Source organism: Rhizobium rhizogenes NBRC 13257, from assembly GCF_000696095.1.
Taxonomy (GTDB): Bacteria; Pseudomonadota; Alphaproteobacteria; order Rhizobiales; family Rhizobiaceae; genus Rhizobium; species Rhizobium rhizogenes.
The window spans coordinates 223,161-248,855 of sequence record NZ_BAYX01000007.1 but is presented as its reverse complement, the minus strand read 5'-3'; the positions used below and the strand labels follow the sequence as shown (position 1 = coordinate 248,855).

Here is a 25,695-nt window from a genome sequence, read left to right as displayed (position 1 = left end):
GCTGCGATCGGAAAGAGGAGGAGAAGCCATGACGCTGGATATCCGTATTTCGGGCCGCATCGGCCGCAAGGTAGAAGAGGTCTTCGATGCTGTCGTCAATCCGCAGAAGCTTTCGGGCTATTTCACTACCGTCGGCGGCGCCAGCGCGCCGCTGGTGGCCGGGACAACGGTCATCTGGTGGGAGAAGGCGCCGGTCGAGGTCAGTGAGATCGAGCCCGGTCGCCGCATCGTCTTTCATTGGGATGGCGGCGCCGATGAGGAGGGCGCGCGCTACAGGACCAAGGTGGAGATGACGTTCGAAGCGCTCGATGATGGCGGTACTTTGGTGACGATCGCGGAATCCGGTTGGCGTGAGGATACGGCCGGCCGTCGCGGCACCTATCTCAATTGCGAAGGCTGGACTCAGATGCTCTGCTGCATGAAGGCCTTCGTCGAATATGGCATCAATCTGCGGGAAGGGTTCTTTCTGAGCGAAATGCGCGGCGTGCCCGCCGAGGCGCCGGATCGCTGAGAAGGTCGGGCGAGGATATGCGTCCGCAGGCACTTGCCGAGAGAATATGACCCCGTCGGAATGTCCTAATAGTGAACTGTGTGGCTTGCGGGCGACGCAGTTCACTTTTCTGTGTGGATAAGCTCAAATTCCTGGTGAATGACAAATTCCTTTTAATAATAACGGATTCCTTGTTAGAGGAACGCGGCCTGCGCCAAAATTGCCCAAATTCAGAAACATGGGAGCGCTCGAGAAAAAGAGCCCGTGGACAGAAGTGCAGGCGACACCATAAAGATGCAATATTAGCGTTACTGCACATCCGAGCAAACGGGACCGGCGAAAGCCAATTCAAACAGGTAGAGCATGTCGACCCCAATCGATCTGGAAAAAGCCGATGAGGAACTGAAGGAACGCGGTGGGATAAGCGGGTTCCTGAACAGCAACCGCACGCTGATCGTTGCCGTCCTCACCGTCGCCGTCTTCGGTATCGCCGCCTATGCGATCTTCGATCTGACGAACGAAGTCCGCTATGACGATGTCGTGCACGCGCTCGAGACGACCAAGCTCTCGTCCATCCTGCTGGCCCTGTTCTTTACCGGCCTCAGCTTCGCCTCGCTGATCTTCTACGACCAGAACGCGCTGGACTATATCGGCAAGCGCCTGCCGTTTCCGCATGTGGCACTCACCTCCTTCAGCGCCTATGCGGTCGGCAATACGGCTGGCTTCGGTGCGCTCAGCGCCGGCGCCATCCGCTATCGTGCCTATACGAGGATGGGCCTGTCGCCCGATGACATCACCCGCGTCATTGCCTTCGTCACGCTGGCCTTCGGCCTTGGCCTTGCCGCCGTCGGTGCCATCGCGCTGCTGGTCATCGCCGACGAGATCGGCCCGCTGATCAATGTTAATGGCCTGTGGCTGCGCCTGATCGCCGGCGCCATTCTCGCCGCGCTCGCCGTGGTGATCGTCATCGGCCGCAACGGCCGCGAGGTGCAGATCGGGCCGATCGCCGTTCGCCTGCCGGATTCGCGCACCTGGTCGCGGCAATTCCTGGTGACGGCCTTCGATATCGCCGCCTCGGCCTCGGTGCTCTACGTGCTGTTGCCGGATACGGCCATCGGCTGGCCCGGCTTCTTCGCCATCTATGCCATCGCCGTCGGTCTCGGCGTGCTGAGCCACGTTCCGGCCGGCTTCGGCGTGTTCGAGACGATCATCATCGCCTGGCTCGGCAGCTCGGTGAATGCCGACGCGGTCCTCGGTTCGCTGGTTCTCTATCGCGTCATCTACAACGTCATTCCGCTGGCGATCGCGATCCTCGCCGTCTCCGTGGCCGAACTGCGTCGCTTCGTCGATCATCCGGCCGCCTCCAGCATGCGCCGCATCGGCGGCCGCCTCATGCCGCAGTTGCTGTCGACCTTCGCGCTGCTGCTCGGCATGATGCTGGTCTTTTCGAGCGTGACGCCGACACCGGACCAAAATCTCGAATTTCTCCGCGACTACCTGGCATTGCCGATCGTCGAAGGAGCACATTTCCTGTCCAGCCTTCTTGGGCTTGCGATGATCGTTGCCGCCCGCGGCCTTGGCCAGCGCCTAGACGGCGCCTGGTGGGTCTCGATCTTCTCGGCGGTCCTCGCGCTGCTGCTGTCGCTGCTGAAGGCCATCGCCATTGTCGAGGCCGGATTGCTCGGCTTCCTCATCTTCGGCCTCGTCGTCAGCCGTCAGCTCTTTACCCGGCCGGCATCGCTGCTGAACCAGGCCCTGACAGGCGGCTGGCTGACGGCGATCGCGGTGATCTGCATCGGCGCCATCGTCATTTTGTTCTTCGTCTATCGTGACGTCGAATACAGCAACCAGCTTTGGTGGGAGTTCGAATTTACCGGTGAGGCGCCGCGCGGGCTGCGCGCCGTGCTCGGTATTTCCATCGTATCGTCGGCGATCGCGATCTTCAGCCTGTTGCGACCGGCGACGCCGCGATTGGACCCGGTTTCCGAAGATGCCGTGGAGCGGGCTGTCGAGATCGTTCGCAACCAGGGCGTCGCCGACGCCAATCTGGTGCGGATGGGCGACAAGAGCATCATGTTCTCGGAAAAGGGCGATGCCTTCATCATGTACGGCAAGCAGGGCCGCTCGTGGATCGCGCTGTTCGATCCGATCGGCCCCAAGCACGCCCTGCCTGAGCTTGTCTGGCGCTTTGTCGAAACCGCTCGTGCGGCGGGCTGCCGCTCGGTCTTCTATCAGATATCGCCGGCGCTTCTGTCCTATTGCGCCGATGCCGGTTTGCGCGCTTTCAAGCTCGGCGAGCTGGCGGTGGTCAACCTCACCAATTTCGAGCTGAAGGGCGGCAAATGGGCCAATCTTCGCCAGACCGCGAGCCGCGCGGTGCGCGACGGACTAGAATTTGCCGTTATCGAGCCGCAGCATGTGCCTGATATCATGGATCAGCTTGCCGAGGTTTCGGAATCGTGGCTTGCCGATCATAACGCCAAGGAAAAAGGCTTCTCGCTGGGGGCCTTCGATCCCGACTATGTTGCCTCGCAATCGGTTGGCGTGCTGAAAAAGGATGGTAAGATCGTCGCTTTCGCTAATATCCTGATGACGGAGACCAAGGAGGAGGGCTCTGTCGATCTGATGCGCTTTTCACCGGATGCCCCGAAGGGCTCGATGGATTTTCTGTTCGTGCAGATCCTCGAATATCTGAAGGAGCAGGGTTTCCAGCGCTTCAATCTGGGCATGGCGCCGCTGTCGGGCATGTCGAGACGGGAATCGGCGCCGGTTTGGGACAGGGTAGGGGGAACCGTGTTTGAACACGGCGAACGCTATTACAATTTCAAAGGGCTTCGTGCCTTCAAATCCAAATTTCATCCCGATTGGCAGCCACGCTATCTGGCCGTTTCAGGAGGTGTCAGCCCAATGATCGCGTTGATGGATGCCACATTCCTCATCGGGGGCGGACTTAAGGGGGTCGTGAGGAAATGATCTTGAAATACGCAACATCCTTGGCTTCCGCATTGCTGCTGACAGCGGGCCTGCTGGTATCAGGCGCGGCGCGGGCGGACGAGGATGATACCAAATACGATCTTGGCATGATTTCGCCGCCGCATATCCTGCGTCCGCAAGGCAAGGTGACCAGCGAGGTCATCCTGATCTCCGACGTCGCCGGCTGGGGCGACAAGGAGAAGGGCGTCGCTGACAAGCTCGTCGCCAACGGCACGCTGGTCATCGGCATCGATTATCCGTCCTTCCTGGCGTCGCTCAACAAATACGACGTCAGCCAGAATGATGGCTGCATCTACATGGTCTCGGACTTGGAATCGCTTAGCCAGCAGGTGCAGCGCTCCTTTGCCGACAGCACCTATCAGCTGCCGATCATCGCCGGTGTCGGCGCGGGCGGCGCTATGGCGCTGACGATTGCCGCGCAGACCCCGGATGCCACCGTTGCCGGCACGCTTGCCGTCGATCCGACCTCCGGTATTGCGCTGAAGCAGGAGCTTTGCACGCCCGCCGAGAAGAAGAGCGATGGTGACATGGTGTCCTTCGGCTTGCAGGAAGGCGCGCTGCCGAACCCGATCGTCGCGACATTCACGTCGAACGCTCCCAAGGACGGACGCGACCATGTCGAGGAGATCCAGAAGGATCACCCTGATGTTCAGGTTACTGATTCCGACGATGACGACACCTATGCCACCCTCAGCACCGGGTTGGCGGATCTGATGAAGACGATCGACAGCGAAAAATCGCCACTTGGTCTGCCTGTCGATGTCATGGACACCAAGCCCACCGAAGACACGCTGGCGATCGTCTATTCCGGCGACGGTGGCTGGCGCGATATCGACAAGGAAGTCGGCAGCTATCTGCAGGACCAGGGCATCCCTGTCGTCGGTGTCGATACGCTGCACTACTTCTGGACGGAGCGCGACCCACAGCAGACCGCCGACGATCTCGGTCGCATGATCCAATACTACACCAAGCGCTTCAAAGTGAAGCATGTGGTGCTGATCGGCTATTCCTTCGGCGCCGACGTGCTGCCGGCGAGCTATAATCGTCTGAAACAGGCCGACAAGGATAAGATCGTGCAGATCTCTCTGCTGTCGCTGTCGCGCAAGGTCGACTATGTGATCTCGGTCATGGGTTGGCTGGGCGCTACAAGCGCCGGCAAGGGCGGCGATCCCACCAATGACCTCAAGTCGATCAATCCGAAGATGGTGCAGTGCATCTATGGCAAGGACGACGACGAGGATGTTGCCTGCCCGGTCCTGACCGGTACGGGTGCCGAAGTCATCGCCATGGATGGCGGCCATCATTTCGACGACGATTACCAGGCTCTGGCCAATCACATCATCAACGGCCTGAAGAGCAGGCTCGGCGAGTGACGCACTGATCGCGCGGCGGCTTGTTCCGCCGCGCATTCCAACAGCTATTCAGCCATACGCGCCGCTGTTTTCCATGTCCGCCGCCCAGCATTCGTTTGCTTCTTGGCGTGGCTGCCGGTAGTCGGAAGAAAGACGGCACGAGTCGATCCCGGCTCGCCCACCCGATTCCGCCAACCCGAGAGGGGACTGAACCTTGTCCGCCATATCGTCTTCCATCTTCGATAAAAGCTATTCCGGATTCCTGTTCGACATGGATGGCACGATCATCAACTCGATCGCCGCCGCCGAGCGTGTCTGGGGCGATTGGGCGCGAAGTAAGGGGCTGGATGTCGAGAAGTTCATGCCGACCATGCATGGCGCGCGCGGCATCGACACGATCGGCAAGCTCAACCTGCCCGGCGTCGATCCGGTCACGGAATCGGCACTGATCATGGAGGCGGAAATTACCGATTTGGAAGGCGTCGTGCCGCTGCCGGGCGCCATCGAATTCCTGGCCTCGCTGCCGCCGGAGCGCTGGGCGATCGTCACCTCCTCGCCGCTCCGGCTTGCCCATGCGCGCCTTGCCGCGGCCGGCATTCCGGTTCCGCGCTTCATCGTCACGGCCGAAGACGTCAAGGTCGGCAAGCCGGATCCACAATGCTACATTCTCGGTGCCGAGCGGCTTGGTCTGCGGCCCTCCGACTGCCTGGTTTTCGAGGATGTGATGGCCGGCATCAAGGCGGGCGAGGCCGCTGGCGCCGATGTCGTGGTGATCACGGCGACGCATTCCCATCCGCTCGAGACCAGTCATCCGACGTTGCCCAATTATAAGCATGTTCGGGCGCATATCGACGGGAATGGCCATATTTCGGTGGAATGCAAGGCCGGCTGAAGCCGTTGGCAGTTAAGCGATAACCTCATGTCGCTTTCACGCATTGCATTGGGCTGCAGGCTCATTATGCTTTCCTGATATTGTCCCAATGTATGAAAGCCTGATGACCCCCAAAGAGCTGAAAGCCCAATATCGTAACGAGCGTCTGGCGGCACGCGACGCGATTGCGCCCGATGAGCGCATCGAAAAGGGGCTGGCGATGCTTGCCCATGCTGGCGATGCGATCGAGGTTGAGCCGGGGATGATCGTGTCCGGCTTCCTGCCGATCCGGTCGGAAGCGGACATTCGGCCGTTGATGGCGCGGTTGCGGGAGCGAGGGGCGCGGCTCTGCGTGCCGGTCATTCTCGACAAGCTCACCATCGTCTTTCGCGAACTCGTGCCCGGTGCGCCGTTGGTCCCCAGCGGTTTCGGCACGGCGGGGCCCGGGCCTGATGCCGCCGTTCTGGACCCCGAGGTCATGCTGGTGCCGCTTTCGGCTTTCGACAGCACCGGCCATCGCATCGGCTACGGCGCCGGCCATTACGACCGCGCCATCGATCGTTTGCATCAAAAAGGCTTGAATCCGCGGCTGATCGGCATTGCATTCGACTGCCAGGAAGTGCCATCAGTACCGGCTGAGCCGCATGATGTCCGTCTGGACGCGATTTTGACCGAGAGCGGGCTCAATTTTGTTTCCGTGGAGATTGGATAGGGAATGCGGCTGCTTTTTCTGGGTGACATGGTCGGAAAGACCGGACGGGTTGCGGTATGGGATCGCTTGCCGGGCTTGGTTTCCGATCTGAAGCTCGACTTCGTCATCGTCAACGGCGAGAACGCCGCCGGCGGCTTCGGCATCACCGAGGATATCTTTCTCGAAACCATCAATGCCGGTGCCGATGTGGTGACCACGGGCAATCACGTCTGGGACCAGAAGGAAGCGGTGGTGTTCTGCGAGCGCCACGACCAGTTCCTGCGCCCCGCCAATTATCCCGCCGGGACGCCCGGCCGTGGTTCGAGCATCTACTATGCCCGCAACGGCGCCCGCGTCCTCGTCGCCAACATCATGGGCCGCGTCTTCATGCATCCGGAGCTGGACGATCCTTTCAAGGCGGCGGAAGCGATCCTCGATGCCTGCCCGCTGAAGGAACAAGCGGACGCCATCATCTTCGATTTCCACGCGGAGGCGACCAGCGAAAAGCAGTGCTTCGGCCATTTCGTCGATGGCCGCGCCAGCTTGGTCGTCGGTACGCATACGCATGTGCCGACCGCCGACGCGCAGATCCTGAACGGCGGCACCGCCTATATGTCGGATGCCGGCATGTGCGGCGACTACGATTCCTCGCTCGGCATGGAGAAGGAAGAGCCGCTTAACCGCTTCATCTCGAAAATGCCGAAGGGCCGTTTTGAGGCGGCCTCCGGCCCAGCCACCATCTGCGGTGTCGGCGTGGAGATTTCGGATGCGACCGGGCTTGCGGAAAAGATCGCGCCGCTGCGACTCGGGCCGCGTCTGGCCGAGACCATTCCGGAGTTCTGGCGGTAGCGGCTGCCCAATCATTCATCGCCCAGTGGCAATGACGCGATTGTGAGCAATCCTCATCGGATTGCCGCTGGACCTGCCTCTAACCGTGCCGCATCCTCCCCGTTTCCGTAAGGCTTGAGGGGGTGGCATGATGGTGCGATTTCCGGTCTTCGCCGTGTTCTTCCTGCTGGCTCTGGCGGGCTGGAGTGTCGCGGATGCGCAGGAGAAACCTTCTCGCCCCCAGCCCAGCCAATGCCAGGCGATTGCACAGTCTTTGCCAAAGGCGACCTTTGCGAGCTTCTCGCCTCCCGGCCCGACACTTGCAAAGGATCCCGTCAACGGTGATGTGAAGATCACCTTCCTTGGCCACGCCACCTTCTTCATCGAAACACCTGGCGGCGTCTCGATCGCGACGGATTTCAGCGGCACTTATCCGCCGCCCTATACGCCAACCGCCGTCACCATGAACAAGGCGCATCCGACGCACTACACGCTGACGCCGGATCCGGCGATCAAATACGTGCTGCATGGCTGGAGCGAGGTGCCGGGCGAGCCGGCGAAGGTTCATCTGACCGTCGGTGATACGCTGATCCGCAACGTGGTGACCGACATCCGCTCGTGGTCCGGTGGCATCGAGCCCAACGGTAATTCCATCTTCATCTTCGAAGTGGCCGGTCTCTGCATCGGTCATCTGGGGCACCTGCACTTCGAGCTCAACGACAAGCAATATGCCGAGATCGGTCGGCTCGATGTCGTCATGGTGCCGGTCGACGGCGGGCTGACCATGGGCGCGGACAGCATGAGCCGCGTGGTGAAGCGGCTGCGTTCCTCGCTGATCCTGCCGATGCATCGCTGGGGACCGCCGGTCGATCAGTTCCTGGCGCTTTTTGGTCCAGAATTTGACATCGGTTATGCGCCAGGCGCGACGACCACGGTGTCGTTGAAAACATTGCCTCGGAAGCCGTTGATCTATGTGCTGAAGGGGCTTTGAGCCGATCAGCATGGCTCATGCTTGCGGAGGATCACAGCCGGGCGAGCCGCCTTTGCGGGCTTTTTGCTTGAATGAAAGCGGCTTCGCTCTTATAAGGCGGCCCATTCCCAACAAAAGACGTGAACAGGGGTGCCATGGCTGGCCATTCACAGTTTAAAAACATCATGCACCGCAAGGGTCGTCAGGACTCGGTGCGTTCGAAAATGTTCTCCAAGCTGGCGCGTGAAATCACCGTCGCCGCCAAGGCGGGCCTGCCCGACCCGACCATGAACGCGAGCCTGCGCCTGGCGATCCAGAACGCCAAGGCACAGTCGATGCCGAAGGACAATATTGACCGCGCCATCAAGAAGGCGGCCGGCAGTGACGGGGAAAACTATGATGCAGTCCGCTATGAGGGCTATGGTCCTGGCGGCACCGCGATCATCGTCGAAGCGCTGACCGACAACCGCAACCGCACCGCCTCGAACGTCCGCTCGATCTTTACAAAGGCTGGTGGCGCTCTCGGCGAAACCGGTTCCGTCTCCTTCTCCTTCGACCATGTCGGTGAGATCACCTACAAGCCGACAGTCGGTGATGCCGACAAGGTGATGGAAGCGGCAATCGAAGCCGGCGCTGATGATGTCGAGAGCGACGAAGACGGCCACACCATCATCTGCGGTTTCGAGGCTATGAACGAAGTCGCCAAGGCGCTGGAAGCAACGCTCGGCGAAGCTGAAACCGTGAAGGCGATCTGGCGTGCGCAGAACAACGTGCCGGTCGACGAAGAAAAGGCACAGTCGCTGATGAAGCTCATCGGCAGCCTGGAAGACGATGACGATGTGCAGAACGTCTATTCGAACTTCGAAGTTTCCGAAGAGGTCATGGCCAAGCTTTCGGCTTGACCTACCCTCCCCTTGATGGGGAGGGTCGCACCAAAGGTCCGCGGTGGGGTGATTTCTGTGGATACCGAGCGTCACCCCCACCCGCGCGTTCCGCGCGACCTCCCCCATCAAGGGGAGGTGGTTATGCTGCCTTCTGGAAGCTCGGCAGCGTGGCGAACAGCTCCACCGACTTCAGCCGCGCCTCGATGTCGTGGATCGGCATTGAAATGATGACCTCGTCGGCTTCCGTATCCTTGATGAACTGCGAGAGTTTTGCCTCTGCGGTCGCGGGTGAGCCGACGACGGCGTAGCGCAGCGTGTGCTCGACGTTCAGTTTCTCCATCGGCGTCCAGAAATCGTCCATGTCCTTGCGCGGACGCGGGAAGGGGCCGCGGACATTGCGGCGCAGATTGACGAATTGCTGCTCGGCGGAGGTAAAGTGATATTGCGCTTCCTCGTCCGTGTCCGCCATTGAGCCCATGACGCCGACCATGACATAGGGCTTGTCGAGGGTTGCCGAGGGCTGGAAGCGATCGCGGTAGATGGCGACAGCGTCGAGCAGGGCTTCCGGAGCGAAATGTGAGGCGAAGGCATAGGGCAGGCCGAGCATGGCGGCGAGATGGGCGCTGTAGTGGCTCGAGCCGAGCAGCCAGATCGGCACCTTCGCGCCATTGCCGGGCACGGCGAGGATCGACTGGTTCTCGTCGGCCGGGCTAAACAGATGTTGCAGCTCGATGATATCGTTGGGGAAGCTTTGCGCGCCGGCGTCGAGATTGCGGCGCAGCGCCTGGGCGGTTCGCATATCTGTGCCCGGAGCCCGGCCGAGGCCGAGATCGACGCGGCCGGGAAACAGGGCTTCCAGCGTGCCGAACTGCTCGGCGATCACCAGCGGCGCATGGTTGGGTAGCATGACGCCGCCCGAGCCGATGCGGATGCGCGAGGTCGCAGCCCCGACATGGCCGATGACGACCGCCGTGGCAGCGCTGGCAACGCCCGGCATGCCATGATGCTCGGCCAGCCAGAATCGCGTGTAGCCAAGCTCCTCCGCCTTTTGTGCCATACGCTTCGAGCCTTCGAAGGATTGGCTGACGGTGCTGCCTTCGGCAACGGGCGAAAGATCAAGAATGGAAAAGGGGACCATGGCAAGAGACCTGCGTGGTGAAAGGGAGGTTTGATGCTTCCCATGTAGGAGCGCGGACACGTCATTCCAAACCCCCGCCTTGGCGATTTTCTCGCCGCGCTTTCAAAGTGCCGGAAATGGGCACTCGGCTGTGAGATGTTTTTGTTTTGTTCACATTTTGCTGGCACATCTCAACGTCGAAAGATAGGTTGAGCCTATGCAAAACACGATTCGCATCATCGGCATCGATCCGGGCCTGCGCCGCACCGGCTGGGGCGTGATCGATACGCTTGGCAACTCCCTGCGCTTCGTTGCCTCGGGAACTGTGACCTCGGATGGCGATATGGATCTAGCTTCCCGCCTCTGCCAGCTTCACGACGGGCTTGCCGATATCGTCCATGGCTACAAGCCGGACGAGGCGGCGGTCGAGCAGACCTTCGTCAACAAGGACGCGGTGGCGACGCTTAAGCTCGGCCAGGCGCGCGGCATTGCCATGCTGGTGCCGGCCCGCGCCGGCTTGCCGGTTGCCGAGTATGCCCCGAATGCCGTCAAGAAGGCGGTGATCGGTGTCGGCCACGGCGAGAAGCAGCAGATCCACATGATGCTGAAGATCCTGATGCCGAAGGCGGAGTTCAAAGGCAATGACGCCGCCGACGCGCTCGCCATCGCTATCTGTCACGCCCACAATCGCGGTGCCAACCGGCTGCGGCAAGCGGCATTGGCGGGGTAGTTTGTTCTTGACTTGTTCTCGTGGTAATGATAATTCTTACTGCGGAGATCTGGAGAACAAGAATGCGTGTGACATCCAAAGGGCAGGTGACCATCCCCCGCGATTTGCGCGAGTTGGCTGGCATAGAGCTCAATAGCGAAGTCATATTTTCCGTCGAGGACGGAAAGCTGGTTGTTTCGCCGAAGAACGGCAAGCGAGAGATCGAGGATCGGCACGGCTTGATCGGTTCATGGCTACTCTTAAACGCCTGGAAGGCACCGGCGATCAGGATATCGATGCCGAAGCGCTGATGTCGCTGACGCGTGACCGGTAATCATGGTCACGATCGTCGACACGAATGTGCTGGTTGATTTGGCCATACCCGGTTCTGCCTGGCATGGTTGGTCCAGCGGTCAGGTTTTCTCCGCTTTCAAGCAGGGGCCGGTCGTTATCAATCCCATCATCTATGCGGAATTTTCGGTGCGTTACAGCAGCATGGATCGTGTGGACGAACTGTTGCCGCAGAGCGAATTTCGCCGGGAGAGCCTGCCTTGGTCGGCAGCTTTTGCAGCGGCTGCGGCTTTTAGGGTTTACCGTCAGGTTGGCGGCGGGAGAGAGCGCATTCTTCCTGATTTTTTGATCGGCGCGCATGCTGCGGTGCGCGGTTATTCCATACTGACGCGAGACCCAAAGGGGTATCGCTCATACTTTCCTTCGCTTGACCTCATCACTCCCGAAACCCACCCCTGACGGACATCATTCATGATCGGCAAGCTGAAAGGCACTATCGAAGAGATCGGCGAGGACTATGCGCTCGTGGATGTGCATGGTGTCTGCTACGTCGCCTATTGCTCGGCGCGGACCCTGTCGAGGCTCGGCTCGGTCGGCGAGGCCTGTATTCTCTTCATCGAGACCTATGTCCGCGAGGACCAAATCCGGCTTTTTGGCTTCATGGCGGTGCTGGAGCGGGAATGGTTCAACCTTCTGCAGACCGTGCAGGGCGTTGGCGCCAAGGTGGCGCTGGCTTTGCTGTCGACGCTGACGCCATCCGAACTTGCCAACGCTATCGCGCTGCAGGATCGCACTGCCGTATCGCGGGCACCGGGCGTCGGGCCGAAGGTAGCGATGCGGATTGTCACCGAACTCAAGAACAAGGTGCCCGCCTTTGCCGGCGAGGCGACGAACATCGGCTTCAAGCAGGAATTGGGCGAGGGCGTTGCCCCGGCGCCAGTATCCGATGCGGTCTCGGCGCTCACCAATCTCGGCTATTCCCGCGATCAGGCTGCGAATGCCATCGCGGCAGCGATGAAGGTGGCCGGAGACGAGGCCGATAGCGCCAAGCTGATCCGTCTGGGTTTGAAGGAACTGTCGCGGTGATTCTTTGCACCTTTTCCCATTCCTTACTATTGTCTCAAAGTAAGGGGATCGACTCGTGCTGCTCTTCCGCAGAACGATGATCACGGAGGGGCAGACCATGGCGTCGTCGTCGTGATCCTCGATAGCAAAACCGCGAAACGCATACCGGGAATGGAACGTCTGACATGAGTGAAGCCGCGCGCCTGATATCGCCGGAAAAGCGGGGCGAAGATCTGGATGTGACGCTCCGGCCGCAGTCGCTGGATGAGTTCACCGGCCAGGCGGAGGCTCGTGCCAATCTGAAGGTCTTCATCGAAGCCGCCAAGGGGCGTGGCGAGGCGCTGGACCATGTGCTGTTCGTCGGGCCGCCCGGTCTAGGCAAAACGACGCTGGCGCAGATCATGGCCAAGGAACTCGGCGTCAACTTCCGCTCGACGTCCGGTCCTGTCATTGCCAAGGCCGGCGATCTTGCCGCGCTTCTCACCAATCTCGAAGAGCGCGATGTGCTCTTCATCGATGAAATCCATCGTCTCAATCCGGCGGTCGAGGAAATCCTTTATCCGGCCATGGAGGATTTCCAGCTCGATCTGATCATCGGCGAAGGTCCGGCGGCGCGCTCGGTCAAGATCGATCTGGCGAAATTCACGCTGGTCGCTGCCACCACCCGTCTCGGCCTGCTGACGACGCCGCTGCGCGATCGTTTCGGCATTCCGGTGCGTCTGAGCTTCTACACGGTCGAGGAGCTGGAGCTGATCGTCAGGCGCGGCGCGCGGTTGATGGGGCTCGGCATCACCGAAGAGGGCGCGCGGGAGATTGCTAGGCGCGCCCGTGGAACGCCGCGCATCGCCGGTCGCCTGCTGCGCCGCGTGCGCGATTTTGCCGAGGTTGCAAAGGCTGAGGCGGTAACTCGTGAGATCGCCGACGAGGCGCTGACACGATTGCTGGTCGACAATGTCGGCTTTGATCAGCTCGACAAACGCTATCTCAACATGATCGCCGTCAATTTCGGCGGCGGGCCGGTCGGTATCGAAACCATCGCCGCGGGTCTTTCCGAACCGCGGGACGCGATCGAGGATATTATCGAGCCCTATATGATCCAGCAGGGTTTCATCCAGCGTACGCCGCGCGGCCGCGTGCTGACGGCGATTGCCTGGAAACATCTTGGCTTGCAGCCGCCGAAGGAGCTGGAGGCGGCGCAATTCGGGCTGTTCCAAGGGGATGCTGAGTGATCAGCCGTCGCGGTTTCCTGAAACTTTTCGGCGGCAGTATCGCCGGGCTGATGACACTCGGCGGCTACGCCTTCGGATTTGAGCCCATCGTCCGTCTGAACGTGACCCGCTACCAGTTGACGCCGCCGGGCTGGACGTCGGGCTTGAGGCTGAAAATCGTCGTGCTGACGGATCTTCATGCCTGTGAGCCGTGGATGACGGCCGGTCGCATCGCTTCCATTTGCGAACATGCCAATAGTCTGGGCGGCGACATTATCGTCTTGCTCGGCGATTATACATCCGGGACGGAGTTTGTGACCGGCCGCGTCGACCATCGCATTTGGGCGGCGGAACTGGCGGCCTTGAAGGCACCGCTTGGCGTGCACGCCATCATCGGCAATCATGACTGGTGGCACGACGCGACCGCGCAGAAGAGCGGCCATGGCCCGACCTTCAGCCACAAGGCATTGGCCGATGTCGGAATTCCGGTCTATTCCAATCGCGCGGCGCGCCTGGAAAAGGATGGATACGGTTTTTGGCTGGCGGGTCTCGAGGATCAGCTCGCTCTGCGTCGGAGCATCCGCTGGAGGCGTCCGGTGACCACGGGGCTTGACGATCTCGATGGCACGCTGGCGCAGGTCAATGACGCCGCGCCCATTATCCTGCTTGCTCATGAGCCTGATATCTTCCCGACCGTGCCGTCGCGGGTGTCGGTGACGTTGTCTGGCCATACGCATGGCGGGCAGGTCCGGATTCTCGGCTGGTCGCCCTATCTACCGTCTCGCTATGGCGATCGGTACGTCTATGGTCATATCATCGAGGAGCGCCGCCATCTCATCGTCTCCGGCGGCCTTGGCTGTTCGGTAGCGCCTGTTCGCTTCGGCGTACCGCCGGAAATCGTCGTGGTCGATCTGGGTGAGGGCAATGCCGAAACGTAGGCTTATCAGGCTAAACGCCGGTCAATCGCGCTTTCAGATACGCGTGGCGGGTCTCGGTTTTCGCGAGGGGCATGTGCTGGTCCATCGCGCCGAGCACGAGCCGTTCTGGACCTTTCCGGGCGGCCGGGCCGAGATTGGCGAGACGTCGGAGGAGACGTTGCAGCGGGAGATGGTCGAGGAGCTTGGTGTCGAGGTGACCGTCGGGCGACTGCTCTGGATGGTGGAGAATTTCTTCCACTACGAGCAGCGCGACTGGCACGAACTGGGGCTCTATTATTTGATGAACATCCCGCAGAGTTTTCCGTTCCGCCCGGAGGGGATCGTCCACCGTATCGAGGATGGCGACAACCATCTCGAATTCAAATGGGTGCGAGCGACGAAAGAGGCGCTGGTCGCTCTCGATATCCCTCCCTATTTCATCGCTGACGAGATCGAGAACCTGCCGCCTGCGCCGCGTCATCTGGTCTGGCGGGATGGCGATCTGGACAAAGCCTAGAGGGGGAATGCCACATGTCCGCTTTCGATCCGACCCGTGTCTTCCGCAAGCTGGCTTACAACAATGCCCTGGCGAACGCCCGGCTATATCGGGCCTGCGCGGCACTGCAGCCCGGCGAGTTCGAGGCGAAACGTGTCAGTTTCTTCCCATCGATCAAGGCGACGCTCAATCATATCCTGATCGTCGATTGGTTTTACGTCGATGCGCTGGAAGGCGGCACGCTCGGCATGAAGGCTTTCGATATTGAAGAGCCGTTCGACACGCTCGAGGCCCTGTCGGTCGAGCAGGGCAGCGTTGACCGGCGACTTGTTGTTCTCAGCGGGGCCCTCGATTCTGACGCGCTGGCAAGGGTGATCGACCTTCATCGCAGCAATCGTATCCAGCGCGAGCGGGCCGAGGACGTGCTCAGCCATCTTTTCCAGCACCAGACCCATCATCGTGGCCAGGTGCATGCCATGCTCGCTGGCAGCAGCATTGCCCCGCCGCAACTGGATGAATTCATCGTTGCAGATGATGCCAGGTTTCGCGGCGAGGAACTGATGGCGCTTGGCTGGGACGAGACGATGCTGATGCGTTAATCATTCACGCCGCGGAAGCGGAAACGTGGTCGCAATCCAGCTCCCCGATCGCGGCGAAGAGTTCGGCATCCTCGCCAATGCCGGCATTGGGTGTCGTCAGCAGCGTATCACCGTAGAAGACGGAGTTGGCGCCTGCGACGAGACACAGGATCTGTGCTTCGCGATTGAGGTTCGACCGGCCGGCTGAAAGCCGTACCGTTGAGGCCGGCATGACGAGGCGGGCCGTGGCTACCATACGTACCAGCTCCAGGGGGGCTATCACCGGTCGCTTTGCCAGAGGCGTGCCCTCGACGGGAACAAGCGCATTGATTGGCACGCTTTCGGGGTGCGGCTCCATTGCCGCAAGGATATGCAGCATCGATGCGCGGTCACGGATCGTTTCGCCCATGCCGATAATGCCACCGCAACACAGGTCGATGCCGAAGGATCGCACCGTCGCCAGCGTATCCAGCCGGTCCTGATAGGTGCGCGTCGTGATGATCTGCCCGTAGAATTCCGGGCTGGTATCGAGATTGTGGTTATAGGCGGTGAGACCGGCGGCGGCGAGCCGTTCGGCCTGATGGGGTTTCAGCATCCCGAGCGTGACGCAAGCCTCCATGCCGAGTGCGCGGACGCCCTTGACCATTTCGATGACGGCATCGAACTCGCGGCCGTCGCGGACCTGGCGCCAGGCCGCACCCATGCAGAAGCGCTCCGCTCCCGCCGCCCTGGCGGTCGCAGCCATCGCCACCACGCTTTCAGGATCCATCAGCCTGTCCCGGGTCAGATCCACCTCGCGATGATGCGCCGATTGCGGGCAATAGGCGCAATTTTCCGGGCAGCCGCCGGTCTTGATGGACAGCAGGCTGGCCTTCTGAACCTTGTTCGGGTCGTGATGCATGCGGTGCACGGCATTGGCCCGCCCGACAAGCTCCAGCAAAGGCAGATTGTGCAGAGCGACGATTTCGTCGATGGCCCAGTCATGCCGGATCGTACCGTCCGCCGCCATCATGGGCGCTTACCCCGCAGCTGTGTGAACGTGGCCGGGAGCGTCGCTGCACCTGCCGCAACAAGGCCGATTTTCATGAGGTCGCCGAGTAGGAACGGCACGACGCCGACGCTCAGCAGGCGATCGAGTGGCACATAGGCCGCGAGCCATGCCGCGCCGAGTGCATAGACAGTCACGAGACCGATGAGCATCGCGCTCACCCGTCCGAAGGTGCCTTTGCCAAGCGCCAGTGTGCCGACCAGCCAGGAGGCGGCAAGATAACCGGCGAGATAGCCGCCTGTTGGTCCGACCATATAGGCAAGCCCGATGCCGCGCTCCGGCGAGCCGGAGAAGACGGACAGCCCCGCGGCGCCGGCTGCGAGATAGGTCAGGAAAATCGAGACGGCGATGCGCGGCCCAAAGGCGATCGCGAATGCCATGACGGCGAGCGTATGCAGGGTCATCGGTACAGGCCAGAACGGAATCTGCGTCTTGGCGGCAATCGTCATCAGCGCCGCGCCGGCAATGATTGTCAGCGCGGTTCGCACGGGAGATGTAAGCCGGCTCTCGACGGGGCTGGCGGTGGGATGAGTCATGCTGTCGCTCCTCAGTGTCAAATTATAGATAATGTTGCGATTCTATCGCTAAAATAATCTACAAAATTGCCGCGATGGCAATAGCGGATCACGCAAAATCTAATCGACGGGGAAACCGGCGTGCTGGACGCTGGAATTCGGAGGTCCTCTGCTGTTTCGCTGGGCATCTGCGATAGGCAAAAAAACGGTTATTTTGCTCCAAATATGCAATAATATCACCGGAAATGAGCGATAGTCACGATCGGATGGCAAGAGCTTTTGCCGATCGCCGTCGCGTTCTATTGTTGTTTTATTTTTATAGATAATTTACAGAGCTGTACGCTGGCCTTCAGCGTGCTGCTTTCATAAGCCCAAGGCGTCGAAAGACGGATGCTGTTGCGTCGCGGTTTTCGCCAAGCTCTCGATAGTTTCTTTCAGTGCTTCGATCCCGCCGCCGCGCCAGCCGAGTGCGCGGATTTTCGATGTGTCCATCTCGCCGACGCCGCTGTGCGGGGCCGGAGAGGGCAGGGCGTGCGGACAGCCGGTTGCTCTTTGCAGATACCCGAGAATCTCATGCGTGTCGGTCAGGACATCGGAGAGATTGAAGGCCCGGCCATCGACGCGGCCTGCTTCGGTTTCCAGCAGCAGGCGAACGGCGCGGCCGAGGTCGCGGCCGTGGACTTCGGTTCCGGCGCGCGAGGCAACGGGTTTTCCGGCAAGATAATCGGCGAAAATTTCGTCCCATTTGTTCGGACGAAGGTCGCCATAGACGCCGGTGGCTCTGAGGCTTGCCGTGGCGAAACCGGGAACGGAGAGGGAGAAGAGTGCATGCTCGGCGTCGCGCTTCACTTCGCCGTACAGCGTGTTCGGCGCTGGTTTGCTTGTCTCCGTCAGCACCTCGCCGGCCGGTCGGTCGCCATAGACGGCGCGTGATGACAGAAAGATGCAACGGCGGATGCCGGCCTGCTTTGCCGTCTCAAACAGTTTGACGGTGCCATCCAGATTGAGCCGGCGAAAACCTTTGGCATCCTTACCCTCGCCGCCGCGATATTTGCCAGGGACATGGCTGAAAGCCGCATGAACGAAGAAATAGGCGTCGTCGAAAGCATCGCTTTGGTTTTCGGAAGGGTCGAGGCTCAGCGGCACGAAGGTGACGGGCTGGGCAAAGAGACCGGGTTGCGGTGGGCTGCGGCTGCCGACGGCGACCTGGTATCCGGCGGAAAGCAGTTCCTCGACGATGTAGCGGCCGACGAGACCTGTTCCGCCCGATACCAGGACTTTCATGCGGCCTCTTCCGGATTGGCGAAGGCGGAGATGTCGGGCACCTCGCGCCCGGCATGGAAATCATGCCACAGATCGATCAGCGGTTTCAGTTTGTCGGCCTTCGGATGGTTTTCCTCCCAAGGCTTTTCATATTGGTAGTGTAGGATCGAAATGCTGCTCCAATCCCAAAGCGCAGGCATGGTGAACCACACATATTGCAGCATGTTCATGAAGACCGGTAGACCATGCCAGTCCGGGAAGAACGTCTCGAGAAAGGTCTGGTCGGTACGCCGCCAGAAAACACCGGGACTGTCCAGCAGCGTCAGCATGTCCTTAAAGGTCGCGAGCGAAGGCTTGGCAACAAAGACGCCGGAGTTCATCCGGTGAAAATCGGCAAGACTTTCATAGACATTGGGTGCGGCGGAGAATTCAGGATAGTCGAAGAGCTTGTCGACGTTCTTCAATACCAGCGCATCCGCATCGATGAAGACGCAGGTGTCGTAGTCGATGAGCTGCCAGAGCCGCAGCTTGCAGAAATTGTCGAGCGGCGAATGGAAGGACGGTTTGCGGCCCTTGGTGAAGGGCGCATTGGCGTGGAGATTACCGCGTGCGTGGCGCTCGTTGAATTCGTCGGAAAGCGGCAGGTGGTCCACATCCACCAGCCGGCAGCCGAGTTCTTCCAACGGCACCAGGTCGCTTTCATCAACGCAGGCGGTGTGCAGCACGACGATATCCGCCTTGGTGCCGGTGCGCGCAATCGAGCGCGCCAACGCTAACGCGCCCATGGCATAGTCGGCGTTGGTGACGAGCGTGACGAAGGCTTGCCGCGCCCGTGATCTGTTGCGCGGCCGCACCCCCAGCAGCTGTTCGCTCCCGAACATCATGAGACGGACTTCAATCGCTTGCCTTCGGGATCGTGATTGACCGTCGTCGCAATATCCTTGGTCCAGGCGGAAACGGCCGGGACGCGCGAGCGGTCGACGCGATAGGCGTATTTCCTGGCGACATCGACGATCTCGCTCAGGAGCCCCGCCTGCAGCGTAGTCGGCGCCAGGCCGAGACCGAGGAACTTGTCGTTCTTGACGATCAGGTCGTTCTCCGGGGCTTCCTTGCGTGGATTGGGCAGGCGGACGATCTCCGCGCCGCTCATCTTGGCGATCATTTCGGCGAGATCGCGGACGCGATGCGTCTCCGTCATCTGGTTGAAGATCTCGACGCGGGCATTGCGTGCCGGCGGGTTCTTCAATGCCAGCTCGATGCACCGTACCGAATCCTGAATATGGATGAAGGCGCGGGTCTGGCCGCCGGTGCCGTGTACCGTCAGGGGATAGCCGATTGCCGCCTGGATGAGGAAGCGGTTGAGCACCGTGCCATAGTCGCCATCATAGTCGAAACGGTTGATCAATTGTTCGTGACGGCGGGTCTGTTCCGTATGCGTGCCCCAGACGATGCCCTGATGCAGGTCGGTGATCCTAAGCCCGTCATTCTTGGCATAGAACTGGAAGAGAAGCTGATCCAGGCACTTGGTCATGTGATAGATCGAGCCCGGATTGGCAGGATAGAGGATTTCCTGGCTGACGCTGCGCCCGTCGGCCGTCTCGATGCCGACCGGCAGATAGCCTTCCGGAATGGCGGCGCCGACCGTCGAATAGCCGTAGACGCCCATGGTGCCGAGATGGACGAGATGGGCGTCGAGGTTGAGCTCGACCAGCGCATTCAGCAGATTGTGCGTGGCGCTGACATTGTTGTTGACCGTGTAGTTCTTGTGGCGGTCGCTCTTCATCGAATAGGGCGCGGCGCGCTGCTCGGCGAAGTGCACGATGGCATCCGGGCGATGCTCGGCAAGCCATTTCTTCAAAAGTTCATAGTCCTTGGAAAGGTCGATGAGGTTGAAGTGGATGCGGCGGCCGGTCTCGGCGTGCCAGATGCGGGTGCGCTCCTGGATTGAATCCATCGGGGTCAGCGATTGCACGCCTAGCTCGGTGTCGATCCAGCGGCGGGAGAGATTATCGAGAATATGGACCTCATGACCGGCATCGGAAAGATGCAGCGAGGTTGGCCAACCAATGAAACCGTCGCCGCCCATTACCGCTATTTTCATGAGATCGTTCCTTCTGCATCGTTCGCTATCCGGCACCATCCCGGATAGTCAGAATCTGTGACAATTGTTCAAAGCTTGCTTGATGGCAGAACTTCGGCCAAAGAGAGCCCGATAATTTTTTGGAGAAGCGGCAACGATGAACAGCCCCTTTCTGATTGCCGGGGAACTGGAAGCCGGTAGCCACCGGCTGGTGCAGCGAGTCTATTATGAGGATACGGATTTTTCCGGCCTCGTCTATCACGCGCGCTATCTACATTTCCTCGAAAGGGGGCGTACGGACTATCTGCGCTGCCTCGGCGTGGAGCAGCGCGAACTCCTGAATGCCGACGAAGAAGGGCTGGTTTTCGTCGTCCACCGCATGGAGATCGACTTCAAGGGACCGGCGCGGATGGACGATATTCTGACGATCCGCACCGTGACCGAGAAGGCCGGGGGCGCCAAGATGGTGCTTTCCCAGGAAATCCGGCGCGATGACACGCTGCTGATCGCAGCCAAGGTCATTATCGCGGTGATCAACGCCAAAGGGCGGCCGCGACGGCTGCCGGAGAAACTGGCTGCGCAGATGCTGGTGGCGTCGGAGGCTGCGCTTTAGTGTCGCATTAGCGATTGCTTGCGGATTTAGGAGGCGTCATGCGGGACAATGCTGCGGCGCCCAAAAGCCTTCTTGCTTAAACATGAGTTTTGTGTGAAGGAATTGCCGCGCGCAAGATCTGTTTGCGTCCGCCGCCGGCACAGCCCGGTCATTTCTTTCCAGGAGCTAGAATAGCCTTCACTGTTAAATCTTTCATGTTTCGACGCTAACATTCTTTTAACCATAATAGTGTCTTACTGATCGCGTCAGAGTTTGTGCGGTGCACGCCTTCCTTTGACCAAATTTGACGGCAAGAAGGCAGTATAGCTTGGAAGGCTTGACCAGGGCGTTCAGCGGCGGCTGCCAAACAATTCTTGTGAGATCACTTTTAGCCGCCCGGTCTAGCACCGGGCGTTTGGATTCGGGGATTTTGGATCAATGGAACAAGTAGCATTGGCCGCGGCCACCACACCGGACATCACACTCTGGTCACTCTTCATGCAGGCGGGCTTGGTGGTCAAGCTCGTCATGCTCGGTCTGCTCGCGGCGTCCGTCTGGACCTGGGCGATCGTCATCGACAAATATCTGAGCTTTGCCCGGGCACGCCGGCAGTTCGATCATTTCGAACAGGTCTTCTGGTCCGGCCAGTCGCTCGAAGAGCTCTACCGCACGCTTTCGGAGCGCACCAATACCGGCCTCAGCGCCATCTTCGTCGCCGCGATGCGTGAATGGAAGAAGTCGTTCGAGCGCGGCGCACGGTCGCCGATCGGTCTGCAGATGCGTATCGACCGCGCCATGGACGTCACGCTGGCGCGTGAATCGGAGCATCTGGGCGCCCGCCTCGGATCGCTGGCGACCATCGGCTCGGCTGGCCCGTTCATTGGTCTGTTCGGTACGGTTGTCGGTATCATGACCTCGTTCCAGGCGATCGCCGGTTCGAAGTCGACCAATCTCGCGGTCGTCGCTCCGGGTATCGCCGAAGCTCTGCTCGCAACCGCCATCGGCCTCGTCGCCGCTATTCCGGCGGTTATCGCCTACAACAAGTTCTCGGCCGATGCCGGCAAGCTGTCGGCGCGCATGGAAGGATTTGCGGATGAATTCTCCGCCATCCTGTCGCGCCAGATCGACGAGAAGCTGCAGCCTCGCCAGGCTGCTCAGTAAAGCACAGACGGAACCGGAGTAACTCATATGGGAATGTCTGTTGGAGGCAATGGTGGCGGCGGTGGCCGCCGGGGCGGTCGTCGCGGCGGAGGCCGGGGCGGCCCGATCTCCGAGATCAACGTGACGCCGCTGGTCGACGTCATGCTCGTGCTGCTCATCATCTTCATGGTGGCCGCGCCGATGATGACGTCTGGCGTACCGATCGATCTGCCGCAGACGCAGGCAGGTGCATTGAATGCCCAGACCCAGCCCATCACGATTTCGATCAAGGCCGATGGTCAGGTCTATATCGGGGAATCCGAGATACAGGCGACCGATATAGCGGCCAAACTGCAGGCGATTGCCACGACCGGCTACAGCGAGCGCATCTTCGTGAAGGGCGATGCAAAAGCGCCTTACGGCGTGATCGCCGACGTGATGTCGCGCATTCAGGAGGCCGGCTACAAGAATATCGGCCTGGTCACGCAGCAGACAACGGATCACTGACGGATCGACATGAAGCGCAGTCTCGTCACATCGGCGGTTTTTCATATCCTGGTGCTGGTCGGCGCCATGCTGACGCTGACCGCGCCAGCACCGCTGGAGACGCCGGAAAGCACGGCGATGGATGTCGACATCGTGACGGCAGACCAGCTCCAGCAGGGTGAGAAGAAGGCGCCGGTGACGGATCACGTCTCGCGCAAGCAGACGACGAAGCAGGACCAGGTCGCCAATGCTCAGAACGTTGGCGAGAACAACGTGGATATCAAAAACCCGGTGGTGCCGACGCAACGGCCGGAGAGCGACACGGCGGCGCTAGCACCGAAGAAGGTGGACGCGCCCGTTCCGCAGAACGATCCGCGGCCGAACGACGTCAAGACGATCGAGCAGAAGGACACCGAGGCTGCGCCGAAGGAAGTGGCTGCTGTTCCACAGCAGAAGCCGGACGTGACGCCCACTCCGACACCGAAGACCGATCCTACGCCGCCGACGCCGAAGGCTGATGTGACGCCGACGCCGCCTCCGACCGAGCAGCCAACGCAGCAGGCTGAAATACCTGTGCCGAACAACGTTCCCGTACCGGATGTCAAGCCGCAGCCCACGCCGCCGAAGACCGCCGAGCAAAAGCCTGAGGTCAAACCTGCGCCGAAGCCGGATGTGAAGGTGGCCGACGCCAAGCCGACGGACAAGACGACGACGCAGAGTACCAGCAAGACCACCTCGGCGGACGATGGCAAGAAGGATGCTGACAAGAAGCGCGAGAGTGCCAAAGGCTCTAACAAGGGTCTGGACGACGGCCTCGCCGACGAGATCGCCAACGTTCTGAGCAACACGTCATCGAAGGGCGGCGCAAAGCGCTCGTCTCAGCAGGCTTCAGCCGGCGCCGATACTCAGGTCTCCACTCGCGGCGGCATGAAATCGCTCGGCGGTGGCAAACTCAGCCAGAGCCAGCAGGACGGCTTGCGCGATCTGATCGCCAAATATTGGAACCTGATGCCAGGTTTGGAAGGCGCGGGCGATGTGCGGATCAAGGTGCACTTCAGGCTCGACAAGTCCGGGCAGATCGTCGGCGAACCGGAGGCGACGACGAGCGGCGGGCCGGCTTCGACGCAGTCGGCAATGCAGAGCGCTGCCGTGCGCGCTGTGATGCGGGCGCAGTCGGATTATCTGAAGGTCCTGCCGGTGGACAAGTATGACGACTGGCAGGAAGTCGTCGTTAATTTCAGTGCAGCGGACCTGGGAATGTGATGCGGAAGAGCTTGATGAATAAGGTCTGGCGTCACCTCGCCTGTCCGTCGCTGCTGACGCTGGCTGTCGCCGTCGCTGCTCCGGCCATCGCCGGAAGCCAAACGGTCGATGGCGCCGATAAGACGGGTTTCAGTCAAGCTGAAATGCTCGCGCTTCATGAGCAGGTCACAAGGAATTGGAATATCCCAGCTGATTTGCCTCATGCTAACAAAGTACGTGTCGCTGTGCACATGAAACTCGATCGATCCGGCCAAATTATTGGCAGCCCCGAGGTGACGGCAACCGGTGGGCCGGAACAGACGCGTAACGCGGTCGCGAAGAGCGCCTCTCGTGCTGTTCTCAGATCCGCCCCCTTCAAGAACCTGCCGCTCGATAAATACGATGCCTGGAAAGAAGTCATCATCAACTTCGACACCAGCAACCTGGCGCATTAATGCTGAAAGGCTTGGCACACATGTTCAAAAAACCCTTCATCCGTCTCCTGCTGGTGCTGGCGGGCCTGGTGGCAGCCTATGCTTCGCCCGCTTACGCCGTGGTCGAGATCAACATCAACAAGGGCAATGTCCAGCCCATGCCGATCGCCATTACCGATCTGCTGTCGAATGATGGTCTCGGAGCACAGATCTCAGGCGTCATTGCCGCCGACCTGCAGCGGTCTGGCCTGTTCGCGCCGATCAACAAGCAGGCCTTCATCGAGAAGATCAGCAATCCGGACTCGACCCCGCGCTTCCCGGACTGGACGTCGATCAATGCTCAGGCATTGGTGACCGGTCGCGTGACACAGGACGGAGGCCGCCTCCGCGCCGAGTTCCGCCTGTGGGACACCTTTGGCAACAGCCAGATGATCGGCCAGCAGTTCTATGCCCAGCCGGACAACTGGCGTCGTGTCGCCCATATCATCGCTGACGCGATCTATGAGAAGATCACCGGTGAAAAGGGCTACTTCGACACCCGCGTCGTCTTCGTCGCCGAAAGCGGTCCGAAGACTGCCCGCAAGACGCAGCTCGCCATCATGGATCAGGACGGCGCCAATGTCCGCATGCTGACCAACGGCAGCGACCTCGTGCTGACGCCGCGCTTCTCGCCGAGCCGGCAGGAAGTGACCTATATGTCCTTCGCCAACCAGCAGCCGCGCGTCTATCTGCTGCAGCTGCAGACGGGCCAGCGCGAAATCGTCGGCAACTTCCCCGGCATGACCTTCTCGCCGCGCTTCTCGCCGGATGGGCAGCGGGTGATCATGAGCCTGCAGCAGGAAGGCAATGCCAACATCTATACGATGGATCTGCGCTCGCGCACCACGACGCGCCTGACGTCGACGGCTGCCATCGACACCTCGCCGTCCTATTCGCCCGACGGCACGCAGGTCGCCTTCGAAAGCGATCGCGGCGGCAAGCAGCAGATCTATGTCATGAACGCCGATGGCTCCAACCAACGCCGTATCTCGTTCGGTGACGGTTCCTATTCGACACCGGTCTGGTCGCCGCGCGGCGACCTCATCGCCTTCACCAAGCAGTCGGGCGGGAGCTTCTCGATCGGCGTGATGAAGACGGACGGTTCGGGTGAGCGCCTGTTGACCACGGGCTTCCACAATGAAGGTCCGACCTGGGCGCCGAACGGCCGTGTCATCATGTTCTTCCGCGAGCCTGCCGGCTCCAGCGGCCCGCAGCTCTATTCGATCGATCTGACCGGTTACAACGAGCAGAAGATCCCGACTCCGGGCTTCGCTTCCGACCCGGCCTGGTCGCCGCTTCTCGAGTAGGGAAGGCGCGCGCCACGTTATCGCCGCAAAGTCCTGTGACTGGACCTGTTAAGGACAATTTTAAGACAGCATTAACCATATTTGTTGA

Annotated in this window: 27 protein-coding genes and 1 pseudogene; 22 read left to right on the top strand and 6 right to left on the bottom strand. The window is 60.6% G+C overall.

All coding sequences use genetic code 11. From position 1 onward, the window contains the following. Positions 1–28 precede the first annotated feature (28 nt). From RRH01S_RS17540 to RRH01S_RS17505, 8 genes are all read left to right on the top strand, one after another. The gene (locus RRH01S_RS17540) at positions 29–511 is read left to right on the top strand and encodes an SRPBCC domain-containing protein (RefSeq protein ID WP_042473325.1); all 483 of its coding nucleotides are present in this window, start codon (positions 29–31) and stop codon (positions 509–511) included. Between the two features lie 342 nt (positions 512–853). Further along, positions 854–3,463, top strand: coding sequence for a bifunctional lysylphosphatidylglycerol flippase/synthetase MprF (gene mprF / locus RRH01S_RS17535; RefSeq protein ID WP_012652271.1), 2,610 nt, complete (start codon positions 854–856; stop codon positions 3,461–3,463). After that, on the top strand, positions 3,460–4,857 hold the full coding sequence (locus tag RRH01S_RS17530) for a virulence factor (protein ID WP_012652270.1): 1,398 nt from the start codon (positions 3,460–3,462) through the stop codon (positions 4,855–4,857). The genes mprF and RRH01S_RS17530 overlap by 4 nt, the downstream gene beginning before the upstream one ends. A gap of 193 nt (positions 4,858–5,050) precedes the next feature. Then, positions 5,051–5,728, top strand: coding sequence for an HAD family hydrolase (locus tag RRH01S_RS17525; protein WP_042473320.1), 678 nt, complete (start codon positions 5,051–5,053; stop codon positions 5,726–5,728). Between the two features lie 103 nt (positions 5,729–5,831). Next, on the top strand, positions 5,832–6,419 hold the full coding sequence (locus tag RRH01S_RS33990) for a 5-formyltetrahydrofolate cyclo-ligase (protein WP_012652268.1): 588 nt from the start codon (positions 5,832–5,834) through the stop codon (positions 6,417–6,419). Positions 6,420–6,422: 3 nt separating this feature from the next. Continuing rightward, a complete protein-coding gene (locus tag RRH01S_RS33985; RefSeq protein WP_007701336.1) occupies positions 6,423–7,247 on the top strand; it encodes a TIGR00282 family metallophosphoesterase in 825 nt (274 codons plus the stop codon). Positions 7,248–7,374: 127 nt separating this feature from the next. Then, positions 7,375–8,217, top strand: a complete 843-nt coding sequence (locus RRH01S_RS17510) for an MBL fold metallo-hydrolase (protein WP_012652267.1) — start codon at positions 7,375–7,377, stop codon at positions 8,215–8,217. 134 nt (positions 8,218–8,351) lie between these two features. Then, on the top strand, positions 8,352–9,098 hold the full coding sequence (locus RRH01S_RS17505; protein ID WP_007701343.1) for a YebC/PmpR family DNA-binding transcriptional regulator: 747 nt from the start codon (positions 8,352–8,354) through the stop codon (positions 9,096–9,098). Positions 9,099–9,219: 121 nt separating this feature from the next. On the opposite strand, the gene RRH01S_RS17500 is transcribed toward RRH01S_RS17505, so the two are convergent. Continuing rightward, a complete protein-coding gene (locus RRH01S_RS17500; protein ID WP_012652265.1) occupies positions 9,220–10,218 on the bottom strand; it encodes an LLM class flavin-dependent oxidoreductase in 999 nt (332 codons plus the stop codon). Between the two features lie 196 nt (positions 10,219–10,414). On the opposite strand from RRH01S_RS17500, the gene ruvC reads away from it, so the two are divergent. From ruvC to RRH01S_RS17460, 8 genes and pseudogenes are all read left to right on the top strand, one after another. Further along, positions 10,415–10,927 (top strand): crossover junction endodeoxyribonuclease RuvC, encoded by a 513-nt coding sequence (gene ruvC, locus RRH01S_RS17495; protein WP_012652264.1) that lies wholly within the window; start codon positions 10,415–10,417, stop codon positions 10,925–10,927. 62 nt (positions 10,928–10,989) lie between these two features. Further along, a pseudogene (locus RRH01S_RS17490) lies at positions 10,990–11,240 on the top strand (AbrB/MazE/SpoVT family DNA-binding domain-containing protein). A 2-nt stretch (positions 11,241–11,242) separates the two neighbouring features. Beyond that, a complete protein-coding gene (locus RRH01S_RS17485; protein ID WP_012652263.1) occupies positions 11,243–11,656 on the top strand; it encodes a type II toxin-antitoxin system VapC family toxin in 414 nt (137 codons plus the stop codon). A gap of 12 nt (positions 11,657–11,668) precedes the next feature. Then, on the top strand, positions 11,669–12,283 hold the full coding sequence (gene ruvA / locus RRH01S_RS17480) for a Holliday junction branch migration protein RuvA (RefSeq protein ID WP_007701364.1): 615 nt from the start codon (positions 11,669–11,671) through the stop codon (positions 12,281–12,283). A gap of 164 nt (positions 12,284–12,447) precedes the next feature. Then, entirely contained in the window at positions 12,448–13,491 is a 1,044-nt protein-coding gene (gene ruvB, locus RRH01S_RS17475) for a Holliday junction branch migration DNA helicase RuvB (protein ID WP_007701367.1), read from the top strand. Continuing rightward, positions 13,488–14,408: a metallophosphoesterase gene (locus RRH01S_RS17470; RefSeq protein WP_042473315.1), complete on the top strand. Its 921-nt coding sequence runs from the start codon at positions 13,488–13,490 to the stop codon at positions 14,406–14,408. Before ruvB ends, RRH01S_RS17470 begins: the two co-directional genes overlap by 4 nt. Further along, complete coding sequence (locus RRH01S_RS17465) at positions 14,395–14,904, top strand: NUDIX hydrolase (RefSeq protein ID WP_042473311.1); 510 nt, start codon at positions 14,395–14,397, stop codon at positions 14,902–14,904. Before RRH01S_RS17470 ends, RRH01S_RS17465 begins: the two co-directional genes overlap by 14 nt. Before the next feature lie 14 nt (positions 14,905–14,918). After that, the gene (locus tag RRH01S_RS17460; protein WP_012652259.1) at positions 14,919–15,482 is read left to right on the top strand and encodes a DinB family protein; all 564 of its coding nucleotides are present in this window, start codon (positions 14,919–14,921) and stop codon (positions 15,480–15,482) included. 4 nt (positions 15,483–15,486) lie between these two features. Here RRH01S_RS17460 and bioB read toward each other — a convergent pair whose 3' ends face one another. The 5 genes from bioB to RRH01S_RS17435 form a co-directional block, all read right to left on the bottom strand. Beyond that, complete coding sequence (gene bioB, locus RRH01S_RS17455) at positions 15,487–16,473, bottom strand: biotin synthase BioB (protein WP_012652258.1); 987 nt, start codon at positions 16,471–16,473, stop codon at positions 15,487–15,489. After that, the gene (locus tag RRH01S_RS17450; protein ID WP_042473308.1) at positions 16,470–17,045 is read right to left on the bottom strand and encodes a biotin transporter BioY; all 576 of its coding nucleotides are present in this window, start codon (positions 17,043–17,045) and stop codon (positions 16,470–16,472) included. Before RRH01S_RS17450 ends, bioB begins: the two co-directional genes overlap by 4 nt. A gap of 342 nt (positions 17,046–17,387) precedes the next feature. Then, positions 17,388–18,308: an NAD-dependent epimerase/dehydratase family protein gene (locus RRH01S_RS17445; RefSeq protein WP_042473305.1), complete on the bottom strand. Its 921-nt coding sequence runs from the start codon at positions 18,306–18,308 to the stop codon at positions 17,388–17,390. Further along, positions 18,305–19,168 carry a glycosyltransferase gene (locus tag RRH01S_RS17440; RefSeq protein WP_042473507.1) on the bottom strand — a complete coding sequence of 288 codons (864 nt, stop codon included), beginning with the start codon at positions 19,166–19,168 and terminating at the stop codon, positions 18,305–18,307. Before RRH01S_RS17440 ends, RRH01S_RS17445 begins: the two co-directional genes overlap by 4 nt. Further along, positions 19,168–20,388, bottom strand: a complete 1,221-nt coding sequence (locus RRH01S_RS17435; RefSeq protein ID WP_012652254.1) for an NAD-dependent epimerase/dehydratase family protein — start codon at positions 20,386–20,388, stop codon at positions 19,168–19,170. Before RRH01S_RS17435 ends, RRH01S_RS17440 begins: the two co-directional genes overlap by 1 nt. 136 nt (positions 20,389–20,524) lie before the next feature. Between RRH01S_RS17435 and ybgC the strand changes: the two genes are divergently transcribed. From ybgC to tolB, 6 genes are all read left to right on the top strand, one after another. Continuing rightward, positions 20,525–20,980, top strand: a complete 456-nt coding sequence (gene ybgC, locus RRH01S_RS17430) for a tol-pal system-associated acyl-CoA thioesterase (RefSeq protein WP_007703348.1) — start codon at positions 20,525–20,527, stop codon at positions 20,978–20,980. A 417-nt stretch (positions 20,981–21,397) separates the two neighbouring features. After that, positions 21,398–22,120, top strand: a complete 723-nt coding sequence (gene tolQ, locus RRH01S_RS17425) for a protein TolQ (protein ID WP_007703346.1) — start codon at positions 21,398–21,400, stop codon at positions 22,118–22,120. A gap of 27 nt (positions 22,121–22,147) precedes the next feature. Beyond that, positions 22,148–22,606, top strand: a complete 459-nt coding sequence (gene tolR / locus RRH01S_RS17420; protein WP_007703344.1) for a protein TolR — start codon at positions 22,148–22,150, stop codon at positions 22,604–22,606. Positions 22,607–22,615: 9 nt separating this feature from the next. Then, positions 22,616–23,848, top strand: coding sequence for a cell envelope integrity protein TolA (tolA, locus tag RRH01S_RS17415; RefSeq protein WP_012652253.1), 1,233 nt, complete (start codon positions 22,616–22,618; stop codon positions 23,846–23,848). Positions 23,849–23,862: 14 nt separating this feature from the next. Continuing rightward, positions 23,863–24,282 carry a cell envelope integrity protein TolA gene (gene tolA / locus RRH01S_RS17410; protein ID WP_012652252.1) on the top strand — a complete coding sequence of 140 codons (420 nt, stop codon included), beginning with the start codon at positions 23,863–23,865 and terminating at the stop codon, positions 24,280–24,282. A gap of 20 nt (positions 24,283–24,302) precedes the next feature. Continuing rightward, positions 24,303–25,607, top strand: coding sequence for a Tol-Pal system beta propeller repeat protein TolB (gene tolB, locus RRH01S_RS17405; protein ID WP_034519245.1), 1,305 nt, complete (start codon positions 24,303–24,305; stop codon positions 25,605–25,607). The last annotated feature ends 88 nt before the right edge of the window (positions 25,608–25,695 follow it).

What these genes read in the sequence shown, in the direction of transcription:
- RRH01S_RS17540 (WP_042473325.1), top strand. Translation starts at nt 29, where the DNA reads ATGACGCTGGATATCCGTATTTCGGGCCGCATCGGCCGCAAGGTAGAA.
- mprF (WP_012652271.1), top strand. Translation starts at nt 854, where the DNA reads ATGTCGACCCCAATCGATCTGGAAAAAGCCGATGAGGAACTGAAGGAA.
- RRH01S_RS17530 (WP_012652270.1), top strand. Translation starts at nt 3,460, where the DNA reads ATGATCTTGAAATACGCAACATCCTTGGCTTCCGCATTGCTGCTGACA.
- RRH01S_RS33990 (WP_012652268.1), top strand. Translation starts at nt 5,832, where the DNA reads ATGACCCCCAAAGAGCTGAAAGCCCAATATCGTAACGAGCGTCTGGCG.
- RRH01S_RS33985 (WP_007701336.1), top strand. Translation starts at nt 6,423, where the DNA reads ATGCGGCTGCTTTTTCTGGGTGACATGGTCGGAAAGACCGGACGGGTT.
- RRH01S_RS17510 (WP_012652267.1), top strand. Translation starts at nt 7,375, where the DNA reads ATGATGGTGCGATTTCCGGTCTTCGCCGTGTTCTTCCTGCTGGCTCTG.
- RRH01S_RS17505 (WP_007701343.1), top strand. Translation starts at nt 8,352, where the DNA reads ATGGCTGGCCATTCACAGTTTAAAAACATCATGCACCGCAAGGGTCGT.
- RRH01S_RS17500 (WP_012652265.1), bottom strand. Translation starts at nt 10,218, where the DNA reads ATGGTCCCCTTTTCCATTCTTGATCTTTCGCCCGTTGCCGAAGGCAGC.
- ruvC (WP_012652264.1), top strand. Translation starts at nt 10,415, where the DNA reads ATGCAAAACACGATTCGCATCATCGGCATCGATCCGGGCCTGCGCCGC.
- RRH01S_RS17485 (WP_012652263.1), top strand. Translation starts at nt 11,243, where the DNA reads ATGGTCACGATCGTCGACACGAATGTGCTGGTTGATTTGGCCATACCC.
- ruvA (WP_007701364.1), top strand. Translation starts at nt 11,669, where the DNA reads ATGATCGGCAAGCTGAAAGGCACTATCGAAGAGATCGGCGAGGACTAT.
- ruvB (WP_007701367.1), top strand. Translation starts at nt 12,448, where the DNA reads ATGAGTGAAGCCGCGCGCCTGATATCGCCGGAAAAGCGGGGCGAAGAT.
- RRH01S_RS17465 (WP_042473311.1), top strand. Translation starts at nt 14,395, where the DNA reads ATGCCGAAACGTAGGCTTATCAGGCTAAACGCCGGTCAATCGCGCTTT.
- RRH01S_RS17460 (WP_012652259.1), top strand. Translation starts at nt 14,919, where the DNA reads ATGTCCGCTTTCGATCCGACCCGTGTCTTCCGCAAGCTGGCTTACAAC.
- bioB (WP_012652258.1), bottom strand. Translation starts at nt 16,473, where the DNA reads ATGATGGCGGCGGACGGTACGATCCGGCATGACTGGGCCATCGACGAA.
- RRH01S_RS17450 (WP_042473308.1), bottom strand. Translation starts at nt 17,045, where the DNA reads ATGACTCATCCCACCGCCAGCCCCGTCGAGAGCCGGCTTACATCTCCC.
- RRH01S_RS17445 (WP_042473305.1), bottom strand. Translation starts at nt 18,308, where the DNA reads ATGAAAGTCCTGGTATCGGGCGGAACAGGTCTCGTCGGCCGCTACATC.
- RRH01S_RS17440 (WP_042473507.1), bottom strand. Translation starts at nt 19,168, where the DNA reads ATGTTCGGGAGCGAACAGCTGCTGGGGGTGCGGCCGCGCAACAGATCA.
- RRH01S_RS17435 (WP_012652254.1), bottom strand. Translation starts at nt 20,388, where the DNA reads ATGAAAATAGCGGTAATGGGCGGCGACGGTTTCATTGGTTGGCCAACC.
- ybgC (WP_007703348.1), top strand. Translation starts at nt 20,525, where the DNA reads ATGAACAGCCCCTTTCTGATTGCCGGGGAACTGGAAGCCGGTAGCCAC.
- tolQ (WP_007703346.1), top strand. Translation starts at nt 21,398, where the DNA reads ATGGAACAAGTAGCATTGGCCGCGGCCACCACACCGGACATCACACTC.
- tolR (WP_007703344.1), top strand. Translation starts at nt 22,148, where the DNA reads ATGGGAATGTCTGTTGGAGGCAATGGTGGCGGCGGTGGCCGCCGGGGC.
- tolA (WP_012652253.1), top strand. Translation starts at nt 22,616, where the DNA reads ATGAAGCGCAGTCTCGTCACATCGGCGGTTTTTCATATCCTGGTGCTG.
- tolA (WP_012652252.1), top strand. Translation starts at nt 23,863, where the DNA reads ATGAATAAGGTCTGGCGTCACCTCGCCTGTCCGTCGCTGCTGACGCTG.
- tolB (WP_034519245.1), top strand. Translation starts at nt 24,303, where the DNA reads ATGTTCAAAAAACCCTTCATCCGTCTCCTGCTGGTGCTGGCGGGCCTG.